Annotated in this window: 15 protein-coding genes; all 15 read left to right on the forward strand. The window is 53.8% G+C overall.

The window, feature by feature from the left end:
* Positions 1-316 precede the first annotated feature (316 nt).
* Genes mraZ through ftsZ form a run of 15 tightly spaced genes read left to right on the forward strand, consistent with a single transcriptional unit; the run spans position 317 to position 16,871 of the window.
* Positions 317-781 carry a division/cell wall cluster transcriptional repressor MraZ gene (gene mraZ, locus ACTZWV_RS03350; RefSeq protein WP_068233371.1) on the forward strand — a complete coding sequence of 155 codons (465 nt, stop codon included), beginning with the start codon at positions 317-319 and terminating at the stop codon, positions 779-781.
* Positions 782-1,726 carry a 16S rRNA (cytosine(1402)-N(4))-methyltransferase RsmH gene (gene rsmH / locus ACTZWV_RS03355; RefSeq protein ID WP_444785177.1) on the forward strand — a complete coding sequence of 315 codons (945 nt, stop codon included), beginning with the start codon at positions 782-784 and terminating at the stop codon, positions 1,724-1,726.
* The gene (gene ftsL / locus ACTZWV_RS03360; RefSeq protein ID WP_444785178.1) at positions 1,719-2,027 is read left to right on the forward strand and encodes a cell division protein FtsL; all 309 of its coding nucleotides are present in this window, start codon (positions 1,719-1,721) and stop codon (positions 2,025-2,027) included. Before rsmH ends, ftsL begins: the two co-directional genes overlap by 8 nt.
* The gene (locus tag ACTZWV_RS03365; RefSeq protein WP_444785179.1) at positions 2,024-3,775 is read left to right on the forward strand and encodes a penicillin-binding transpeptidase domain-containing protein; all 1,752 of its coding nucleotides are present in this window, start codon (positions 2,024-2,026) and stop codon (positions 3,773-3,775) included. The genes ftsL and ACTZWV_RS03365 overlap by 4 nt, the downstream gene beginning before the upstream one ends.
* A complete protein-coding gene (locus ACTZWV_RS03370) occupies positions 3,765-5,222 on the forward strand; it encodes a UDP-N-acetylmuramoyl-L-alanyl-D-glutamate--2,6-diaminopimelate ligase (RefSeq protein WP_444785180.1) in 1,458 nt (485 codons plus the stop codon). The genes ACTZWV_RS03365 and ACTZWV_RS03370 overlap by 11 nt, the downstream gene beginning before the upstream one ends.
* Positions 5,219-6,595 carry a UDP-N-acetylmuramoyl-tripeptide--D-alanyl-D-alanine ligase gene (locus ACTZWV_RS03375; RefSeq protein ID WP_444785181.1) on the forward strand — a complete coding sequence of 459 codons (1,377 nt, stop codon included), beginning with the start codon at positions 5,219-5,221 and terminating at the stop codon, positions 6,593-6,595. Before ACTZWV_RS03370 ends, ACTZWV_RS03375 begins: the two co-directional genes overlap by 4 nt.
* Positions 6,589-7,671 (forward strand): phospho-N-acetylmuramoyl-pentapeptide-transferase, encoded by a 1,083-nt coding sequence (gene mraY / locus ACTZWV_RS03380; protein ID WP_444785182.1) that lies wholly within the window; start codon positions 6,589-6,591, stop codon positions 7,669-7,671. Before ACTZWV_RS03375 ends, mraY begins: the two co-directional genes overlap by 7 nt.
* 3 nt (positions 7,672-7,674) lie before the next feature.
* Positions 7,675-8,997, forward strand: coding sequence for a UDP-N-acetylmuramoyl-L-alanine--D-glutamate ligase (murD, locus tag ACTZWV_RS03385; RefSeq protein WP_444785183.1), 1,323 nt, complete (start codon positions 7,675-7,677; stop codon positions 8,995-8,997).
* Positions 8,994-10,193 carry a putative lipid II flippase FtsW gene (gene ftsW, locus ACTZWV_RS03390; RefSeq protein ID WP_444785184.1) on the forward strand — a complete coding sequence of 400 codons (1,200 nt, stop codon included), beginning with the start codon at positions 8,994-8,996 and terminating at the stop codon, positions 10,191-10,193. Before murD ends, ftsW begins: the two co-directional genes overlap by 4 nt.
* Entirely contained in the window at positions 10,186-11,286 is a 1,101-nt protein-coding gene (murG, locus tag ACTZWV_RS03395; protein ID WP_444785185.1) for an undecaprenyldiphospho-muramoylpentapeptide beta-N-acetylglucosaminyltransferase, read from the forward strand. The genes ftsW and murG overlap by 8 nt, the downstream gene beginning before the upstream one ends.
* Entirely contained in the window at positions 11,283-12,752 is a 1,470-nt protein-coding gene (gene murC, locus ACTZWV_RS03400; protein WP_444785186.1) for a UDP-N-acetylmuramate--L-alanine ligase, read from the forward strand. Before murG ends, murC begins: the two co-directional genes overlap by 4 nt.
* Entirely contained in the window at positions 12,749-13,678 is a 930-nt protein-coding gene (locus ACTZWV_RS03405; protein WP_444785187.1) for a D-alanine--D-alanine ligase, read from the forward strand. Before murC ends, ACTZWV_RS03405 begins: the two co-directional genes overlap by 4 nt.
* A 2-nt stretch (positions 13,679-13,680) precedes the next feature.
* A complete protein-coding gene (locus ACTZWV_RS03410) occupies positions 13,681-14,433 on the forward strand; it encodes a cell division protein FtsQ/DivIB (RefSeq protein ID WP_444785188.1) in 753 nt (250 codons plus the stop codon).
* Positions 14,430-15,665 (forward strand): cell division protein FtsA, encoded by a 1,236-nt coding sequence (ftsA, locus tag ACTZWV_RS03415; RefSeq protein ID WP_444785189.1) that lies wholly within the window; start codon positions 14,430-14,432, stop codon positions 15,663-15,665. Before ACTZWV_RS03410 ends, ftsA begins: the two co-directional genes overlap by 4 nt.
* A 30-nt stretch (positions 15,666-15,695) precedes the next feature.
* Positions 15,696-16,871: a cell division protein FtsZ gene (ftsZ, locus tag ACTZWV_RS03420; protein WP_444785190.1), complete on the forward strand. Its 1,176-nt coding sequence runs from the start codon at positions 15,696-15,698 to the stop codon at positions 16,869-16,871.
* Positions 16,872-16,912: the final 41 nt, after the last annotated feature.

Genomic DNA, 16,912 nt, shown 5'->3' on the forward strand with positions numbered 1-16,912 from the left:
GCTCAGTATTGAATAATTTATTCTGCGTTGGCAAGTTAAGCGCAGAAAAAAGCAGCACAATTCAGGGTGCTGTACATATAAACAGGGTTATTCTCTATCGCTTTTGATCTGTCTCCACTTTTTCCCACCAAAATCGTTATCTTTGCTGCAGCGCTTATTTTTACTGAGATCGTAATCGATCGAACAGGCTGTTTTTACCTTGACAATGGCTAAAGCTGCGCCCTAAACTGTATCGTTGTGGGGATTTGTGGGTAAAAGTGGATCATTTTGCTTTACCTGCAAGCTAAAGCTTTAAAATCAGTTGCACAGGAAGCTTATGTTTCGTGGCTCATTTACGTTGACATTGGACGAGAAAGGACGGTTAGCACTACCTGCGCGCTACCGTGAATTTCTGCTGTCTGATTGTCAGGGCCATCTGATCTGCACCATTGATTTGCACGACCCCTGTTTATTGCTTTATCCGCTGGCTGAGTGGGAAGAAATAGAAGAAAAACTCAAACGCTTGTCCAGCTTAAACCCGCAGGAACGCCGCTTACAGCGCGTGCTGCTGGGTAACGCCACCGACTGTGACATGGATAAAAGCGGCCGCATTTTACTGCCTGCTCCGCTGCGGCAACACGCCGGCCTGACTAAAGGCATCCGTCTGGTTGGTCAGTTAAATAAATTTGAAATCTGGGATGAAACTGCCTGGCATGAGCGTTTAGCGGCAGATATTGCGCTGGAACAGGCTCAGGCCGGTGATGTGGAGTTGTCAGAACGATTACAGGACTTTGCACTGTAAATGAATGCACCGGCACATATCTCCGTTCTGCTGCAAGAAGCGCTGGACGGTTTGGCAATACGCAGCGACGGCTGTTACCTCGACGGTACCTTTGGCCGTGGCGGACACAGCCGTGCCATTTTATCCTTACTTGGCCCTAAAGGCCGTTTATTTGCTATAGATCGCGACCCCACCGCGATAGCAGCTGCCGCGCCTTTGCAGGCAGACCCGCGTTTTCATATCACCCACAGCCCCTTTGCCGCCCTGGCGTCTATTGCTGAACAGTTGCATATCAACGGTGCACTGGACGGTATTTTGCTTGATCTTGGTGTGTCTTCCCCACAATTAGACGACGCTGATCGAGGCTTTAGTTTTATGCGTGACGGCCCGCTGGATATGCGGATGGACCCAAGCTCGGGTATCAGTGCCGCCGATTGGTTAGCGCAGGCCGATGTTGAAGACATCAGCTTTGTGCTGCGCGAATACGGTGAGGAAAAATTTGCCTGGCGTATTGCCCAGGCCATAGTGGCCGCGCGTGCTGAGACAAAAATTACCCGCACTGCGCAGCTGGCGGCCTTAATCAGCGCCAGTGTGCCCAAAAGCAATAAAGAGAAAAAGCATCCGGCGACACGCAGCTTTCAGGCGATCCGTATTTACATTAACAGTGAGCTGGAGCAAGTGAACCAGGCCTTGCATGCCGCTATGCAAGTATTAAAACCCGGTGGTCGCTTAGTGGTGATCAGTTTTCATTCGCTGGAAGATCGGCTGGTTAAGCAGTTTATGCGCCGTTATTCCAAAGGCGAACCGATACCGCGCGGCATACCGCTGACGGCAGCGCAAATGAACCAGCGCACAGAATTAAAACTGATTGGCAAAGCCATTATGCCGTCAGAGCAGGAACTGCAGCAAAACCCCAGAGCCCGCAGTGCCGTGCTACGTATCGCCCAGAGGCAGCAGCATGAATAATATCAGCCTGCATCGTCTGATTGGCCAGGATTGGCGCCGGCAAAAGTGGCTGGCGCTTATGCTGCTGGCGTGCATGGCGTCTGCATTGACGGTGGTGCATTTTGCCCACCTGAACCGGCAGTTGACGATAGCTCAGGACGGTATGTATCAGCAGCGCGATCAATTAGATATTGAATGGCGCAATTTGCTGTTGGAGCAACGGGCGCTGGCAGAACACAGCCGGGTAGAAGATATAGCCCGTTCGCGGCTGCAAATGGTACGCCCTGCCGGTGAGCAGGATGTCGCGGTGACCATCCGATGAGCCGCCAGCGTAAAGCGCCGCAAGCCAAAGCCAGAACAGTGCCGTCGGTACTGAGCTGGCGTTTTGCCTTTGTGTTGCTGACGCTGTCTGGCGTGTTTACTGCACTGGTAGTGCGGGCGGCCTGGCTACAGGTGGTTGAGCCGGAAATGTTAGTTAGCCAGGGCGATATGCGCAGCTTGCGCGTTGAAGCCGACACTGTGCTGCGCGGCATGATAGTCGATCGCCATGGTCAAGAGCTGGCCGTGAGTGTGCCGGTAGAAGCCATTTGGGCCGATCCTAAAATCGTGATTGAGCGCCATGCGGCGGCAGATGAGCGGCGCTGGCATGCACTGGCCGATATTCTGCAAATGACCCCGGCGCAGTTACTGCAAAAAGTCGGCGATAACCCGCAGCGACGCTTTATCTATCTGCAGCGTCAGGTAAACCCGGCAGTTGTGGATTATGTGAAAAAACTGAACGTGCCCGGTATTTACTTTCGCCAGGAATCCCGCCGCTATTATCCGGCCGGTGAAGTGGCCGCGCAGTTACTTGGTTTTACCAATGTTGATGATATCGGCGTAGAAGGTATTGAAAAGCGCTACGACGAGCTGTTAACCGGTACCGCCGGGCGCAAAGTATTCCGTAAAGATGCCAAAGGCCGTGAAATCGAAGTGATAGAGCGGGCACAAGCGCAACAGCCGGGCAATTTGCAGCTGAGCATTGATCAACGTATTCAGTCGGTAACCTATCGTGAACTGAAAAAAGCTGTGTTATCGCACGGTGCCACTTCCGGCTCGGCTATCGTGGTCGATGTGCAAACCGGTGAAGTACTGGCCATGGTAAACAGCCCGTCGTTTAACCCGAACAACCGCGGCAATGCACCGGCTTATCTGTTTCGTAACCGCGCCATTACCGACACCTTTGAGCCGGGGTCCACCATGAAACCGCTGGCGGTGCTCAGTGCGCTGGAGTTTGGCAGCGCCAGGCTGGATACACAGGTCGATACGGCGCCCGGCTACATGCGGATCGGCGGCAGCTGGGTGCGTGATGCCAATAACTACAAAACACTCGGGCTTACCGGCATTATTCAGAAGTCGAGCAATATCGGTGTAAGCAAGCTGGTGCTGGATATGCCGGTAGAGCATGTTATCAGCCTGTACGGCAATATGGGCCTGGGCATTGATACCGGGCTGGGATTAAACGGCGAAAGCAGCGGCATGTTAAGCCATCGCCGGCGCTGGTCTGAACACGAGAGAGCGGCTATGTCGTTTGGCTATGGTCTGTCGGTTACCGCGGCACAGCTGGCCAGAGTGTATGCCACTATCGCCAATGGTGGTATCAGCCGGCCGCTGACTATTTTAAAAACCGACCAGCCCTATGCCGGTGAACAGGTACTGGCAAAAGAGCATGCGTTGGCGATGCTGGAAATGATGGAAGCGAATATTCTGCCCGGTGGCACAGCGACCCGGGCTCAGGTTAAAGGCTATAGAGTTGGCGGTAAAACCGGCACCTCGCGCAAAGCTATTGCCGGCGGTTACGGCGAAGACTATGTCGCCTCTTTTGCCGGCGTAGGTCCGGTGTCAGACCCCAGGTTGGTCTGCGTGGTAGTAATTAATGAACCGGCCGGCGATTTTTATCACGGTGGTGAAATTGCCGCCCCGGTGTTTGCCAATATTATGGGCGCGACGATGCAACTGCTTAACTTGTCGCCGGACGATAAAACTCAACCCCGACTCTCAGCCGTAACGGGAGGCACTAATGCCGGTTAATGCAGCAAGCTGGTTAGCAAAGTACAGCAGCACAGTGCCGCAATGTCAGTTGCAAAGCATTCAGCTGGACAGTCGCAAAGTTAAGCAAGGCGATGTGTTTGTCGCCATTGCCGGTGTGGCGCAGCATGGCAAAGACTATATCGACCAGGCCCTTGCCAACGGTGCCAGCCTGGTGCTGACCGATGCCGGCGACTACAGCGACAGCCGTATTGTGCTGTTGCCCGAATTAGAACAAATACTGCCGGCGCTGGTGGCAGAGTTTTATCAACATCCGGCGCGGGCTTTACAGCTTATCGGGGTTACCGGTACTAATGGCAAATCCAGTATTACGTTTTTTATCAATCAGTTGCTTGAACAGTTAGCTGTTAAAGGCGCCGTTATCGGCACCCTGGGTTATGGCCATTATCAACAGCTGACAGCACTGCCGAATACCACACCGCATTTTGTTGATATTCAGCGCATTCTGGCCGGCTGTGTGGCGCAGCAAGTGCAGTTGATGGCGATGGAAGTATCGTCGCATGCACTGGTGCAGCAACGGGTAGCCGGTTTGCAATTCGACGTGGCCGTGTTTACCAACCTAACGCGTGATCACCTTGATTATCACGGCAGCATGGCTGAATACGGTGCGGCTAAAGCGCTGTTGTTCCGTGCCGGCGTAAGCCGTGCGGCAGTAATTAATGTGTCGGATGACTATGGCCGCAAACTGGCCGCGCAATGCGAAATACCGGTATGGGCTTATGGCAAAGCAGAAGATTGCCATGGTTTTGCCAGATATCTGGCCTATGCCGATGTGCAGGCCACAGCCAGCGGTTATCAACTGCAGCTGAGCTCACACGCCGGCGACTACAGCCTGCATTTGCCGTTGCTGGGCGAGTTTAATATTCAAAATGTGCTGGCAGCGATGCTGGCACTGACGGTGCAGGGCTACGACCTGACCAGTTTGGTCAATGCCTGCAACCAATTGCACGCTGTGCCGGGCCGGATGGAGCAATTTGTGTTTGCACAGCAATTTACTGCGGTAATTGACTACGCCCACACCCCGGATGCACTGCAGCAGGCGCTGCAGTCGTTACGTTTGCACTGTACCGCCAGGCTGTGGTGTGTGTTTGGCTGCGGTGGTGACCGTGATCGCGGTAAGCGGCCGTTAATGGGCCAACTGGCAGAACTGTTTGCCGACCATGTGATCATTACCGCCGATAACCCGCGCAGTGAAGCTGTACTGGCTATTTGTGAAGAAATTGCCGCTGGCATGAGCCCGGATGCCAGCTATCAGATAGAGCCGGATCGCCAGGCGGCGATCAAACTGGCCCTGGTCAGCGCTCAGCCCGGCGACATGGTGCTGATTGCCGGTAAAGGCCATGAAACCATTCAGATAATTGGCAGCGAACAGCGACCATACGATGAGCGCGCCTATCTTCGTCAATTGGTAACGGAGATGTCAGCATGATACCACTGAGCTGTGTTGAAATTAATGCCATGGTTAACGGCACCATGACCGGGCCGGATGTTACCATTACGTCGGTTAGCACCGACAGCCGGGTGATCAGTGCCGGTGAGCTGTTTATCGCCTTAAAAGGGCCTAATTTTGACGGCTCGGCTTTTGTAGCAGACGTCAAAGCCAAAGGCGCCGCTGCCGTAATAGTAGAACACCCGGTAGACAGCGACATTACGCAAATTATTGTGCCGGACAGTCGTTTAGCGCTGGGGCAACTGGCTGCGGCATTAAAAGCCCGGTTGGCACCGAAAACCATCGCCGTAACCGGCAGTGCCGGCAAAACCACAGTTAAAGAGATGATAGCGGCCATATTAAGCCGCTGCGGCAAAGTATTGTCGACCCAAGGTAACTTTAATAACGACATTGGCGTGCCGCTAACTATGCTGCGCCTGACAGAACAACATGATTTTGCCGTACTGGAACTGGGTGCCAACCACCAGGGCGAAATTGCCTACACCACGTCACTGGCAAAACCGGATGTGGCGCTTATTACCAATGTGGCCGCATCACACCTGGAAGGCTTTGGTGATATGTACGGTGTGGCCCGTGCTAAAGGCGAGATTTTTAACGGCTTATCTTCACAAGGCCTGGCCATACTGCCGGCCGACAGTGAATACCGTGATTATTGGTTACGCCGGCTGGACGACAAACAGGTTATGCAGTTTTCTGTAACAACGCCGGCCGACTACTTTGCCGATAGCATAGTGCTGGATAACCAGGGCTGCGCCGGGTTTGAGCTGCATTGCCCGTCGGGGCATAAGTTTATTCAGCTTACGGTGCCGGGTAAGCACAACGTAGCCAATGCGCTGGTTGCTGCTGCAGCCTGTATTGCCGTGGGTGCCAGCCTGGCCGATGTGCAACTGGGGCTGGCGCAAATGCAGGCGGTAAAAGGCCGGACCAATGTCAACATGGTAACACCACAGCTGCGGCTGATTGATGACACTTACAATGCCAATGTTGAGTCGGTAAAGGCGGCAATTGATTTACTGGCATCATATTCCGGCTACCGTGTGTTAGTGCTGGGCGACATGGCCGAACTGGGAGCAGATGCGCGTTTATACCACGAAGAGATAGGTTTATACGCGAAAAAATCCGCTATTAATCTGTTGTTCACCCTTGGCGTGTTATCACAGAGCGCCAGTGACTTGTTCAATGGACAAGGCGCACATTTCAGTTCGCGTCAGGCATTATTACAACGCCTGATGCCGATAATATCGGAACAACAGGAAGTCACCCTGCTAGTGAAAGGTTCGCGCAGCGCGAAGATGGAGTTAGTTGTGCAGGACTTGCTCGAAAGATGTCAGCAGGAGAGTAGCCCATGCTAGTTTGGTTAGCCGAGTATTTAACCCAATACTTCAGTTTCTTTAATGTATTCAGTTATCTTACCTTTCGTTCAATCCTGGGTATTTTAACCTCATTGTTATTAAGTCTGTATCTGGGGCCGAAACTCATTGCTGCGTTACAACGTATGCAGATTGGCCAGGTGGTGCGCGGTGATGGCCCGGAGAGTCACTTCTCGAAAAAAGGCACGCCTACCATGGGTGGTTTGCTGATTTTAGGCGCTGTGCTGCTCAGCACTTTGTTGTGGGCCAACCTGGAAAACAAATACGTTTGGGTAGTGTTGTTTGTGCTGGTTAGTTTTGGCTGGATTGGTTTTGTCGATGATTACCGCAAAGTGATCCGCAAAGACCCGAAAGGCTTAATTGCGCGCTGGAAGTACTTCTGGCAGTCGCTGTTTGCCATCGCTACCGCGGCTTTTTTGTACTTTACCGCCGAGCGCCCGGCAGAAACCGCACTGTTGGTACCGTTTTTTAAAGATGTGGTGCCGCAGTTGGGCTTATTGTTCCTGGCGTTAAGTTACTTTGTCATCGTCGGCACCAGCAACGCGGTAAACCTGACCGACGGCCTGGATGGCCTGGCCATAGTACCGACCATTATGGTAGCGGCGGCTTTTGCCATTATTGCCTATGCCAGCGGCAACGTGAATTTCTCCGGTTATCTGAATATTCCTTATTTACCGCATGCCGGTGAGCTGGTGGTGGTCTGTGCCGCCCTGGTGGGCGCAGGCCTGGGCTTCCTTTGGTTTAATACCTATCCGGCGCAGGTATTTATGGGTGATGTCGGCTCGCTGGCGCTGGGCGCGGTATTGGGTGTTATTGCCATTTTAGTGCGTCAGGAAATTGTGCTGTTTATTATGGGCGGCGTCTTTGTTATGGAAACGCTGTCGGTGATTTTGCAGGTGGGTTCTTACAAGTTGCGCGGCCAGCGTATTTTCCGCATGGCACCTATTCATCATCATTACGAATTAAAAGGCTGGCCGGAACCGCGGGTAATAGTGCGGTTTTGGATCTTATCCATCATGTTTGTGCTGGTGGGCTTAGCCACCCTGAAGTTGAGATAACTGATGCAAAGTTTAGCGAAGAAACGCATAGCTGTAGTGGGGCTGGGCCTGTCGGGTCTGGCCACAGTGCGTTTTTTGCTAAGCAAAGGCATTAAGCCGGTGCTGATGGACAGCCGCAGTAAGCCGGCCGGCATAGAGCAAATTGCCGCGGAAAAAGTCGATGGTATTTACTTAGGTGAGCTCGATGCTAACCGGCTGGCAAAAATGGATATTATTGTACTGAGCCCGGGCTTGTCGCCCACCCACCCGGCTATCCGTTTTGCGGTGGCCCAGGGCGCCATGCTGATGGGTGATGTCGAGTTGTTTGCCCGTTTTAACAGCAAGGCTGTGGTGGCTATTACTGGCTCTAACGGTAAATCTACTGTGACCATGTTGGTAGAGGCCATGCTCAAATGCAGCGGAATTAAAGCGCTGGCGGCCGGTAATATAGGCCTGCCGGTGCTGGATGCACTGGCGCAGCCGGATATAGATGTGTTTGTGCTGGAGCTGTCGAGCTTCCAGCTTGATACCACCAACAGCCTGCACAGTGTGGCGGCCTGTATCCTGAATATCAGTGCCGATCATTTAGACCGTTATGCCGGTATGGCCGCCTATGCCGCCTCTAAGCAGCGGGTGTACCAACATACGCAGTTAGCGGTGTTTAATCTGGATGATGCCGCTACCACGCCGGAGCAGGCAGAACATACGCTGGGCATTAAATTAGCAGACTCTGACTATGGCATTGCTGAGCACAACGGCCAGCGCTGGTTAAACGTAGCCGGCGAGCCTTTGCTGCCGGTTAATAACATGACGCTGTTTGGCGCCCATAACGAATTTAATGCCCTGGTGGCCTGTGCTTTGGCGCTGGCAGCAGGTGCCAGCCGTGCAGGCCTGGTCAGCGCGTTGCAGCAGTTTGTGTCATTGCCGCATCGCTGCAGCTTAGTGGCAGAAAAACATGCGGTGCGCTGGATTAACGACTCCAAAGCTACCAATATCGGCGCCACTTTAGCGGCTATTGCCGGCCTGCGCCCTGGTGTCAGCGGCAAGCTGATCCTGATTGCCGGTGGCGATGCTAAAGGTGCTGATGTGCGTGAGCTAAGCAGCGTACTGCAGCGCGACGTGCAGCAGTTGATCACCCTGGGGCAGGATGGCCCCGCGATAGCAGCTTTAAAAGCCGGCAGTATTCAGGTGAAAAGCCTGCAAGAAGCGGTAAAGGTTGCCGCCAAACTGGCAGCACCGGGCGATATGGTGTTGTTATCGCCGGCCTGCGCCAGCCTCGACATGTTTAAAAGCTATGCCGACCGTGGCGAGCAATTCGCGGCAGCCGTGAAGGCGGAGGTGCTATGAAGCAACTGGCACTGAGCTTTTGGCAAAACCCGTTGCAGGGCTTAAATAACTGGTGGCGTGCCGATGACGGCGCCGCCTATGACAAATTGTTTTTAACCCTGCTGCTGCTAATTCTGGCGGTAGGCGTAGTGATGGTAACCAGTGCCTCAGTGCCGGTTGCCGCGCGTATTTATGGCAATGAGCTGCATTTTACTATTCGCCATCTGGTGTATCTGGCGCTGGGCTTTTCTGCTGCGCTGGTGGTGCTGAATATTCCGGTGCAGTGGTGGCACAACAGCAATATGTTGCTGTTGTTCGCTGCGCTGGCGCTGCTGGTCGCGGTGTTGTTATTTGGCCGCAACGTTAACGGCAGTACCCGCTGGTTGTCGATAGGCCCCGTCGGCCTGCAGGCGGCAGAGCCGGCTAAGTTGTTTTTCTTTGTCTATCTGTCCAGCTATCTGGTGCGGCGCCATGAAGAAGTGCGGGAGAACTTAAAAGGTTTTGTTAAACCACTACTGGTGCTGTTTGCGTTTGCCGTGCTGCTGTTAATGCAGCCGGATCTGGGCACCGTAATTGTAATGTTCGCTACGGCGGTAGCGCTGCTGTTTTTAGCCGGCGCTAAGTTATGGCAGTTCTTTGCACTGATTTTTACCGGTCTGATGGCGATAGGTGTACTGATTGTTTACAGCGAATACCGCTGGAAACGGGTAACGGCGTTTCTTGACCCCTGGGCCGATCCGTTTGGCAGCGGCTATCAGCTTACCCAATCGCTGATGGCGTTTGGCCGCGGCGGCTGGTTTGGTCAGGGCCTGGGCAACAGCATACAAAAGCTGGAATACCTGCCTGAAGCCCACACCGATTTTATTCTGGCGGTGATCGCCGAAGAAACCGGTTTTGCCGGTGTAGCGCTGCTACTCGGGCTGATATTTCTGCTGGTATACCGTGCGCTGTGGATTGGCCAGCGCGCATTAACAAAGAGCATGAGCTTTCATGGCTTTCTGGCCTATGCGCTGGCAATTTGGATCGGCTTTCAATCTGCGGTCAATATCGGTGTTGCCACCGGCGCCTTGCCAACCAAAGGCTTAACGTTGCCTTTTGTCAGCTCCGGCGGCAGTAGCTTAATTATTATGTTGGTTGCTGCGGCTTTATTGCTGCGCATCGACTTTGAAGTGCGCCTGAACGGCAAGCAAGCCATTAGCGGAGGCCGGCATGACTAAACCGCGCATCCTGATTATGGCCGGCGGTACCGGCGGCCATATTTTCCCGGCTAAGGCCGTGGCCAGCGCCCTGAGTGAGGCCGGTTGGCAAGTTCACTGGCTGGGCACCGCCACACGGATGGAAGCGAGCTTAGTGCCGCAATTCGGCTGGCCGTTCCATGCCATTGATGTAGCCGGGCTGCGTGGCAAGAGCCTGTTTTCACTAATAAAAGCGCCGTGGATGCTGCTTAAGTCGGTGTGGCAGGCGCGTAAAGTAATCAATACTGTGCAACCGGCTCTGGTGCTGGGTTTTGGCGGTTATGCCAGTGGCCCGGGCGGTGTAGCGGCCTGGTTAAAGCGCATACCGTTGCTTATTCACGAGCAAAACGCTGTTGCCGGCAGTACCAATCGCTTGCTGGCTATGTTGGCAGAAAAAGTGCTGGTGGCTTTTCCGGCGGCTTTTGCCGGCCATGCTAAACAGCAGCTGGTAGGCAATCCGGTGCGCGCAGAAATTATTAATGCCGCAGCCGGACATAACTATGACGGTAGCTTAAAGGTGCTGGTAGTAGGTGGCAGCCTTGGCGCAAAGGTACTGAACGACACCTTGCCGGCAGTATTTGCCAAAGCGGCGCAACAGGGGGCGCTGCATGTGCGCCATCAAACCGGCAAAGCAGCAGAGCTGCCCACGGCGCAGGCTTATCAGGCACTGGCGGGCGACAATTTACAGGCAGAGGTCAGTGCTTTTATTGATGATATGGCAGCGGCGTATGCCTGGGCCGATGTGGTGATTTGCCGCGCCGGCGCCTCTACTGTCAGTGAACTGGCTTGTGCCGGGGTGGCGGCAGTGTTTGTGCCGTTGCCGACCGCCATTGACGATCACCAAAGCGCTAATGCGCGTTGGTTAACACAGCAAGGTGCCGCCTTACAATTTGCCCAGCGCGATTTAAACCAACATAGCTTGTTGCCGCTGTTACAGCAGTGGCTGCAAAGTAAAACAGCATTACAGCACATGGCCGCCAAAGCGCGCTCTTGTGCTTTAGACCAGGCGACCACGCAGGTAGTAGCGTTGTGTCAGCAGACAGTCGGTCAGACAGTAACAGGACAGCAGTTATGATTAGTACACCGCAACAGAAAAAACTGGCCATGCGCCGCGTAGAACGCATTCATTTCGTCGGTATCGGCGGCGCCGGCATGGGGGGCATTGCCGAGGTATTGGTAAACGAAGGTTATAACGTATCCGGCTCTGATATTGCCCCTAACGCGGTAACCGAGCGGCTGATCACCCTGGGCGCCAAAGTGTGTTTTGGCCACGATGCTGCTTACATTGATGGTGCCAGTGTAGTGGTGGTGTCCAGCGCCATTAATACTGCCAACCCTGAAGTGGCTGCTGCCCGTGAACTACGGATTCCGGTAGTGCGCCGCGCTGAAATGCTGGGTGAGCTGATGCGCTTCCGCCATGGTATTGCCGTGGCAGGCACCCATGGTAAAACCACAACCACCAGCTTATTGGCGTCAATTTTTGCCGAAGCCGGCACTGACCCGACTTTTGTAATTGGCGGTTTGCTCAACTCTGCCGGCTCTAACGCCCGCTTGGGTGCCGGTCGCTATTTAATTGCCGAAGCGGATGAGAGCGATGCGTCTTTCCTGCATTTGCAGCCGCTGGCAACGGTGATCACCAATATTGAAGCCGATCATATGGACACCTACCAGGGCGACTTTGAGAAGCTCAAAGCCACCTACCTGGAGTTTTGCCATAACCTGCCGTTTTACGGTATTGCCGTGGTGTGTATTGATGATCCTGTGCTGCGCGCGTTGATCCCGCAAATTGGCCGCACCGTGCTGACCTACGGTTTTAGCGACGATGCCGATTTTGTTATCAGCGAATTTAACCAAAACGGCACCCAAAGCCGGTTTGTCATTACCGACAATACCAGTGGCGACGGCAACGGCAATCAGCGTGAAGTGGCACTGAATTTACCGGGCAAACACAATGCGCTAAATGCCACTGCGGCTTTCGCGCTGGCGCTGGACGAAGGTATCAGTGAGCAGGCGATACTGGCCGCCTTACATAAATTTGAAGGTATAGGCCGCCGCTTTCAGCAGTACGGCGAGTTTGATACCGGCAATGGTAAAGTGCTGTTGCTGGACGATTATGGCCACCACCCGACAGAGGTGGCGGTGACTATTGCTGCCGTACGTGCAGCCTGGCCGGAGCGGCGTTTGGTGATGGCGTATCAGCCGCACCGCTACAGCCGTACCCGCGATTTATATGACGATTTCACCCGGGTACTGTCCGGCGTAGATAAGTTGCTGCTGCTTGAGGTCTATCCTGCCGGCGAAGCTACCATAGCCGGCGCCGACAGCCGCAGTTTATGCCGCTCTATCCGTGCCCGTGGCAGCCTGGATCCGGTGTATATCGCAGAACCGGCTGAACTGGCACCGGCATTGGCAGACGTGCTGCAGGATGGTGATGTGCTGTTAACCCAGGGCGCCGGCAATATTGGCGCCTTAGTAAAAAAATTGGCCGCAATGCAGCTGAATCTTGACCAGTTAAAAGCCAGTGCAGGAGATAAAGCATGAGTAGTCAGGTAAATGCTTTGGCTAAAGTCGCCGTAATGTTTGGCGGTGTGTCGGCCGAGCGCGAGGTATCGCTGCGCTCCGGTAATGCGGTGCTCAAAGCGCTGCTGGACGCCGGAGTAGACGCGGTAGCGTTTGACCCGAAAACACAGGCGCTGACAGAGCTGACTAATATAGGCGCACAGCGGGTGTTTATTGTGCTGCACGGCCGCGGCGGCGAAGACGGCACTATGCAGGGCGCGTTACAACAGCTGGGCTTGCCGTATACCGGCAGCGGTGTGTTGGGCTCGGCACTGGCAATGGATAAAATCCGCTGTAAGTGGCTGTTTCAGGCGCAGCAATTGCCTACCGCACCTTTTGCTGTAGTGCACAGCAATGACACCGACTTTGCCGGCTTACTGGCGGCTTTAGGCGGCAAGGTGATGGTGAAGCCGGCCAATGAAGGCTCCAGCATTGGCATGAGCGCGGCCAGCACAGCCGAAGAGTTGGAACAAGCTATTCGCGCTGCGCTGAAATACGACAGTGAAATTTTGGTAGAGCGTTGGATTGACGGGCGCGAATTTACTGTAGCCATTTTAAATGGTCAGGTACTGCCGGTAGTGGAAATGCGCACACCACGGGCTTTTTATGACTACGAAGCCAAGTACCAGGCCAGCAGTACTGAATATTTATGCCCGGCGCCGCTTAGCGCAGAGCAAACCGCTGCGATGCAAGATACGGCACTGAAAGCCTTTAACGCCGTAGGCGCATCCGGTTGGGGCCGTGTCGACATTATGTTAGACCAAAGCGGCCAGCACTTTTTGCTGGAAGTAAATACCGTACCGGGTATGACAGAGAAATCACTGGTGCCGATGGCGGCAAAAGCAGCCGGAATGAGCTTTGGTCAGTTAGTGCTGGCCATTTTAACCCAGACAGAGGGCGGTAACTGAGTATGCAACTGCGCTGGCCAACACTGCAATTTAAACAACGCCCGGCGTTTTACGCCGGTGTGGTGTTTTTTATTGTGGCGCTGCTGGCGTTGTTATGGGCCGGGCTCAAGATAGCCGATTGGGTACAGGGTCAACAAAGTGCTCCGGTACGCCAGGTGCGCTTATACGGTGATTTTCACCATATAGACGCCACGCAGCTGCATCAAACCTTGCAGCAGCAGTATGTGGGTAACTTTTTCAGCGTGAATGTGGATCAGGTGCAGCAGTTCCTGTTGCAGCAACCCTGGGTATATCAGGTAGCCGTGCGCAAACAATGGCCTGATGCCCTGGTTGTGGTTGTAACAGAACAACAGCCGGTAGCAGTGTGGAATCAGCAGCAATTACTTAATCAACAGGGTGATATTTTTGATGCTCCCTTACAGCAGCTGAAAACGGAACTGCCACAGCTAACCGGCCCGCAAGGCAGCCAGCAGGATGCCCTGACTATGTTCCGCCATATGCAGGGCTTATTGGCCCTGCATAAATTTAATGCCGTAGCGCTTGGGCTAACCGAGCGTTTTTCCTGGCAGCTAAAGCTGAGCAATGGCGTAGCGTTACAGCTGGGCCGCGACGATACCTTAAAACGGCTGCAGCGCTTTATAGAGCTGTATCCGGTGATCAGTAAACATAAAACCGACGCCGTAGCAGAAGTCGATCTACGCTACGACACCGGCATAGCGGTGCGTTACAGCACTGAACAAAAGAGAAAAGCATGACTAAGTCGTTAGAACGGGACCTGATTGTCGGCCTGGATATAGGCACCGCACGCATTAAAGCGGTAGTAGGCGAGATCACTGCAGATGACCGGCTGAGCATTGTCGGCGTGGGCACCCACGTCTCGCGTGGCATGGACAAAGGCGGTGTTAACGATCTGAACCTGGTGGTGCAGGCGGTACAGCGCGCGATCGATGAAGCCGAGTTGATGGCCGATTGCCGCGTGTCGTCGGTTTACCTCGGTATTACCGGTAAACATATCCGTTGCCAGAATGAAAGTGGCATGGTGCCGATTAACGATACTGAAGTTACCGCAGACGATGTGGCTAATGTGATCCATGCCGCCAAATCGGTGCCTATCTCGGCGGAGCGGCGCATGTTGCATGTACTGCCGCAGGAATTCTCGGTCGATATGCAGGAAGGCATTAAAAGCCCGGTTGGCATGTCAGGTGTAAGAATGGAAGCCAAAGCGCACATTATTACCTGCGCTAATGACATGGCGAAGAACATTGAAAAATGCGTTGAACGCTGTGGCCTGCAAGTAGATCAGCTGATTTTTACCGCGCTGGCGTCCAGCTTTGCCGTGTTAACCGACGATGAAAAAGAGCTGGGTGTCTGTGTGGTGGATATGGGCGGCGGCACTATAGACCTGGCCATTTACACCAATGGTGCGCTGCGTCATACCGCCGTTATTCCGGTAGCCGGTAATCAGGTTACCAGCGATATCGCCAAGATTTTCCGCACACCGATAAGCCACGCGGAAGAGATTAAAGTGCAGTACGCCTGTGCACTGCGCAGCATGGTAGGCAAAGAAGAGAGTATTGAAGTGCCCAGCGTAGGCGGACGGCCGGCGCGGTCGATGTCGCGCCATACCCTGGCCGAAGTGGTCGAGCCGCGTTATCAGGAATTATTTGAGCTGGTGTTGGAAGAAATCCGCAGCAGTGGTTTGGAAGAGCAAATTGCTGCCGGAGTAGTACTGACCGGCGGCACTGCCAAAATGGAAGGTGCGGTGGAATTTGCCGAAGATATTTTCCAAATGCCGGTGCGCGTAGGCGCACCTATGCATGTCACCGGTTTAAAAGAATATGTACAGGACCCGGCCTACGCCAGTGTGGTGGGCTTGTTACTGTACGGAAAAGATGCTCGCACACAGCAGAAAAAAGCAGTTGATGTGCGCGATTCAGTAAGCAGCTTCGTCAAACGGATCAGCAGCTGGTTCAAAGGCGAATTTTAAGTTAGTAAGCGTAGAAACGGAGAGAGAGCTATGTTTGAGTTAATGGAAAACCACAGCGAAGAAGCTGTTATTAAAGTGATAGGTGTTGGTGGCGGTGGCGGTAACGCTGTCGAGTATATGGTTGCCAGCAATATTGAAGGTGTAGAGTTTGTCGCGGCCAATACCGACGCCCAGGCACTGCGTAATTCATCCGCCAACATTACGCTGCAATTAGGCGCTAATGTTACCAAAGGCTTAGGTGCCGGGGCTAACCCGGAAATCGGCCGTCGTTCGGCGGAAGAAGACCGCGAAACCATCAAGAAAACCCTGCAGGGCGCCGATATGATTTTTATCGCTGCCGGCATGGGTGGTGGTACCGGTACCGGGGCAGCGCCAATCGTGGCCGAAGTGGCGCGTGAACTGGGCATTTTAACGGTAGCGGTAGTCACCAAGCCGTTCCCGTTTGAAGGCAAAAAGCGTACTGCTTATGCCGACGAAGGTATTCTGGAGCTGAGCAAGCATGTCGACTCGCTGATCACTATCCCGAACGACAAGCTGTTAAAAGTACTGGGTAAAGGCACCAGCTTGCTGGACGCCTTTAAAGCGGCCAACAACGTGCTGTTAGGCGCGGTGCAAGGTATTGCTGAACTGATTACACGGCCGGGTTTGATCAACGTAGACTTTGCCGACGTACGTACCGTAATGTCCGAAATGGGTACAGCGATGATGGGTAGCGGCCGTGCCAGTGGCCCGGATCGCGCAGAAGAAGCTGCCGAGCAGGCTATTTCCAGCCCATTGCTGGAAGATATTGATTTATCTGGTGCTAAGGGTATTCTGGTTAACATTACTGCTGGGTTAGATATCAGCATTGAAGAGTTTGAAATTGTCGGTAATGCCGTCAAAGCGTTCGCTTCAGAAAATGCCACTGTAGTAGTGGGTGCGGTTATCGACCCTAATATGCACGATGAACTGCGTGTTACTGTAGTTGCTACCGGTATTGGTGCAGACCGTCGTCCGGATATCAGTCTGGTACATGGCAGAGCGCCGGTAGAACCACAAAAGCCGTTTTACGGTACTCAGGGTGGTGCTGCGCTGCAGCCACAACATGAGACACAAACCGTGAAGCAAGAGCAAGTTGCGGTGAGCAAGTCACAGGCACAACCAGAGAGCAAAGCGAATATCGATATTTTTGATATTCCGGCGTTTTTACGCAAACAAGCCGATTAAGTATATACTTAGTTGGCTCTTGGGCCGGGCTTTGCGCCGTC

Source organism: Rheinheimera sp. NSM, from assembly GCF_052380015.1.
In the GTDB taxonomy this organism is placed as follows: Bacteria; Pseudomonadota; Gammaproteobacteria; order Enterobacterales; family Alteromonadaceae; genus Alishewanella.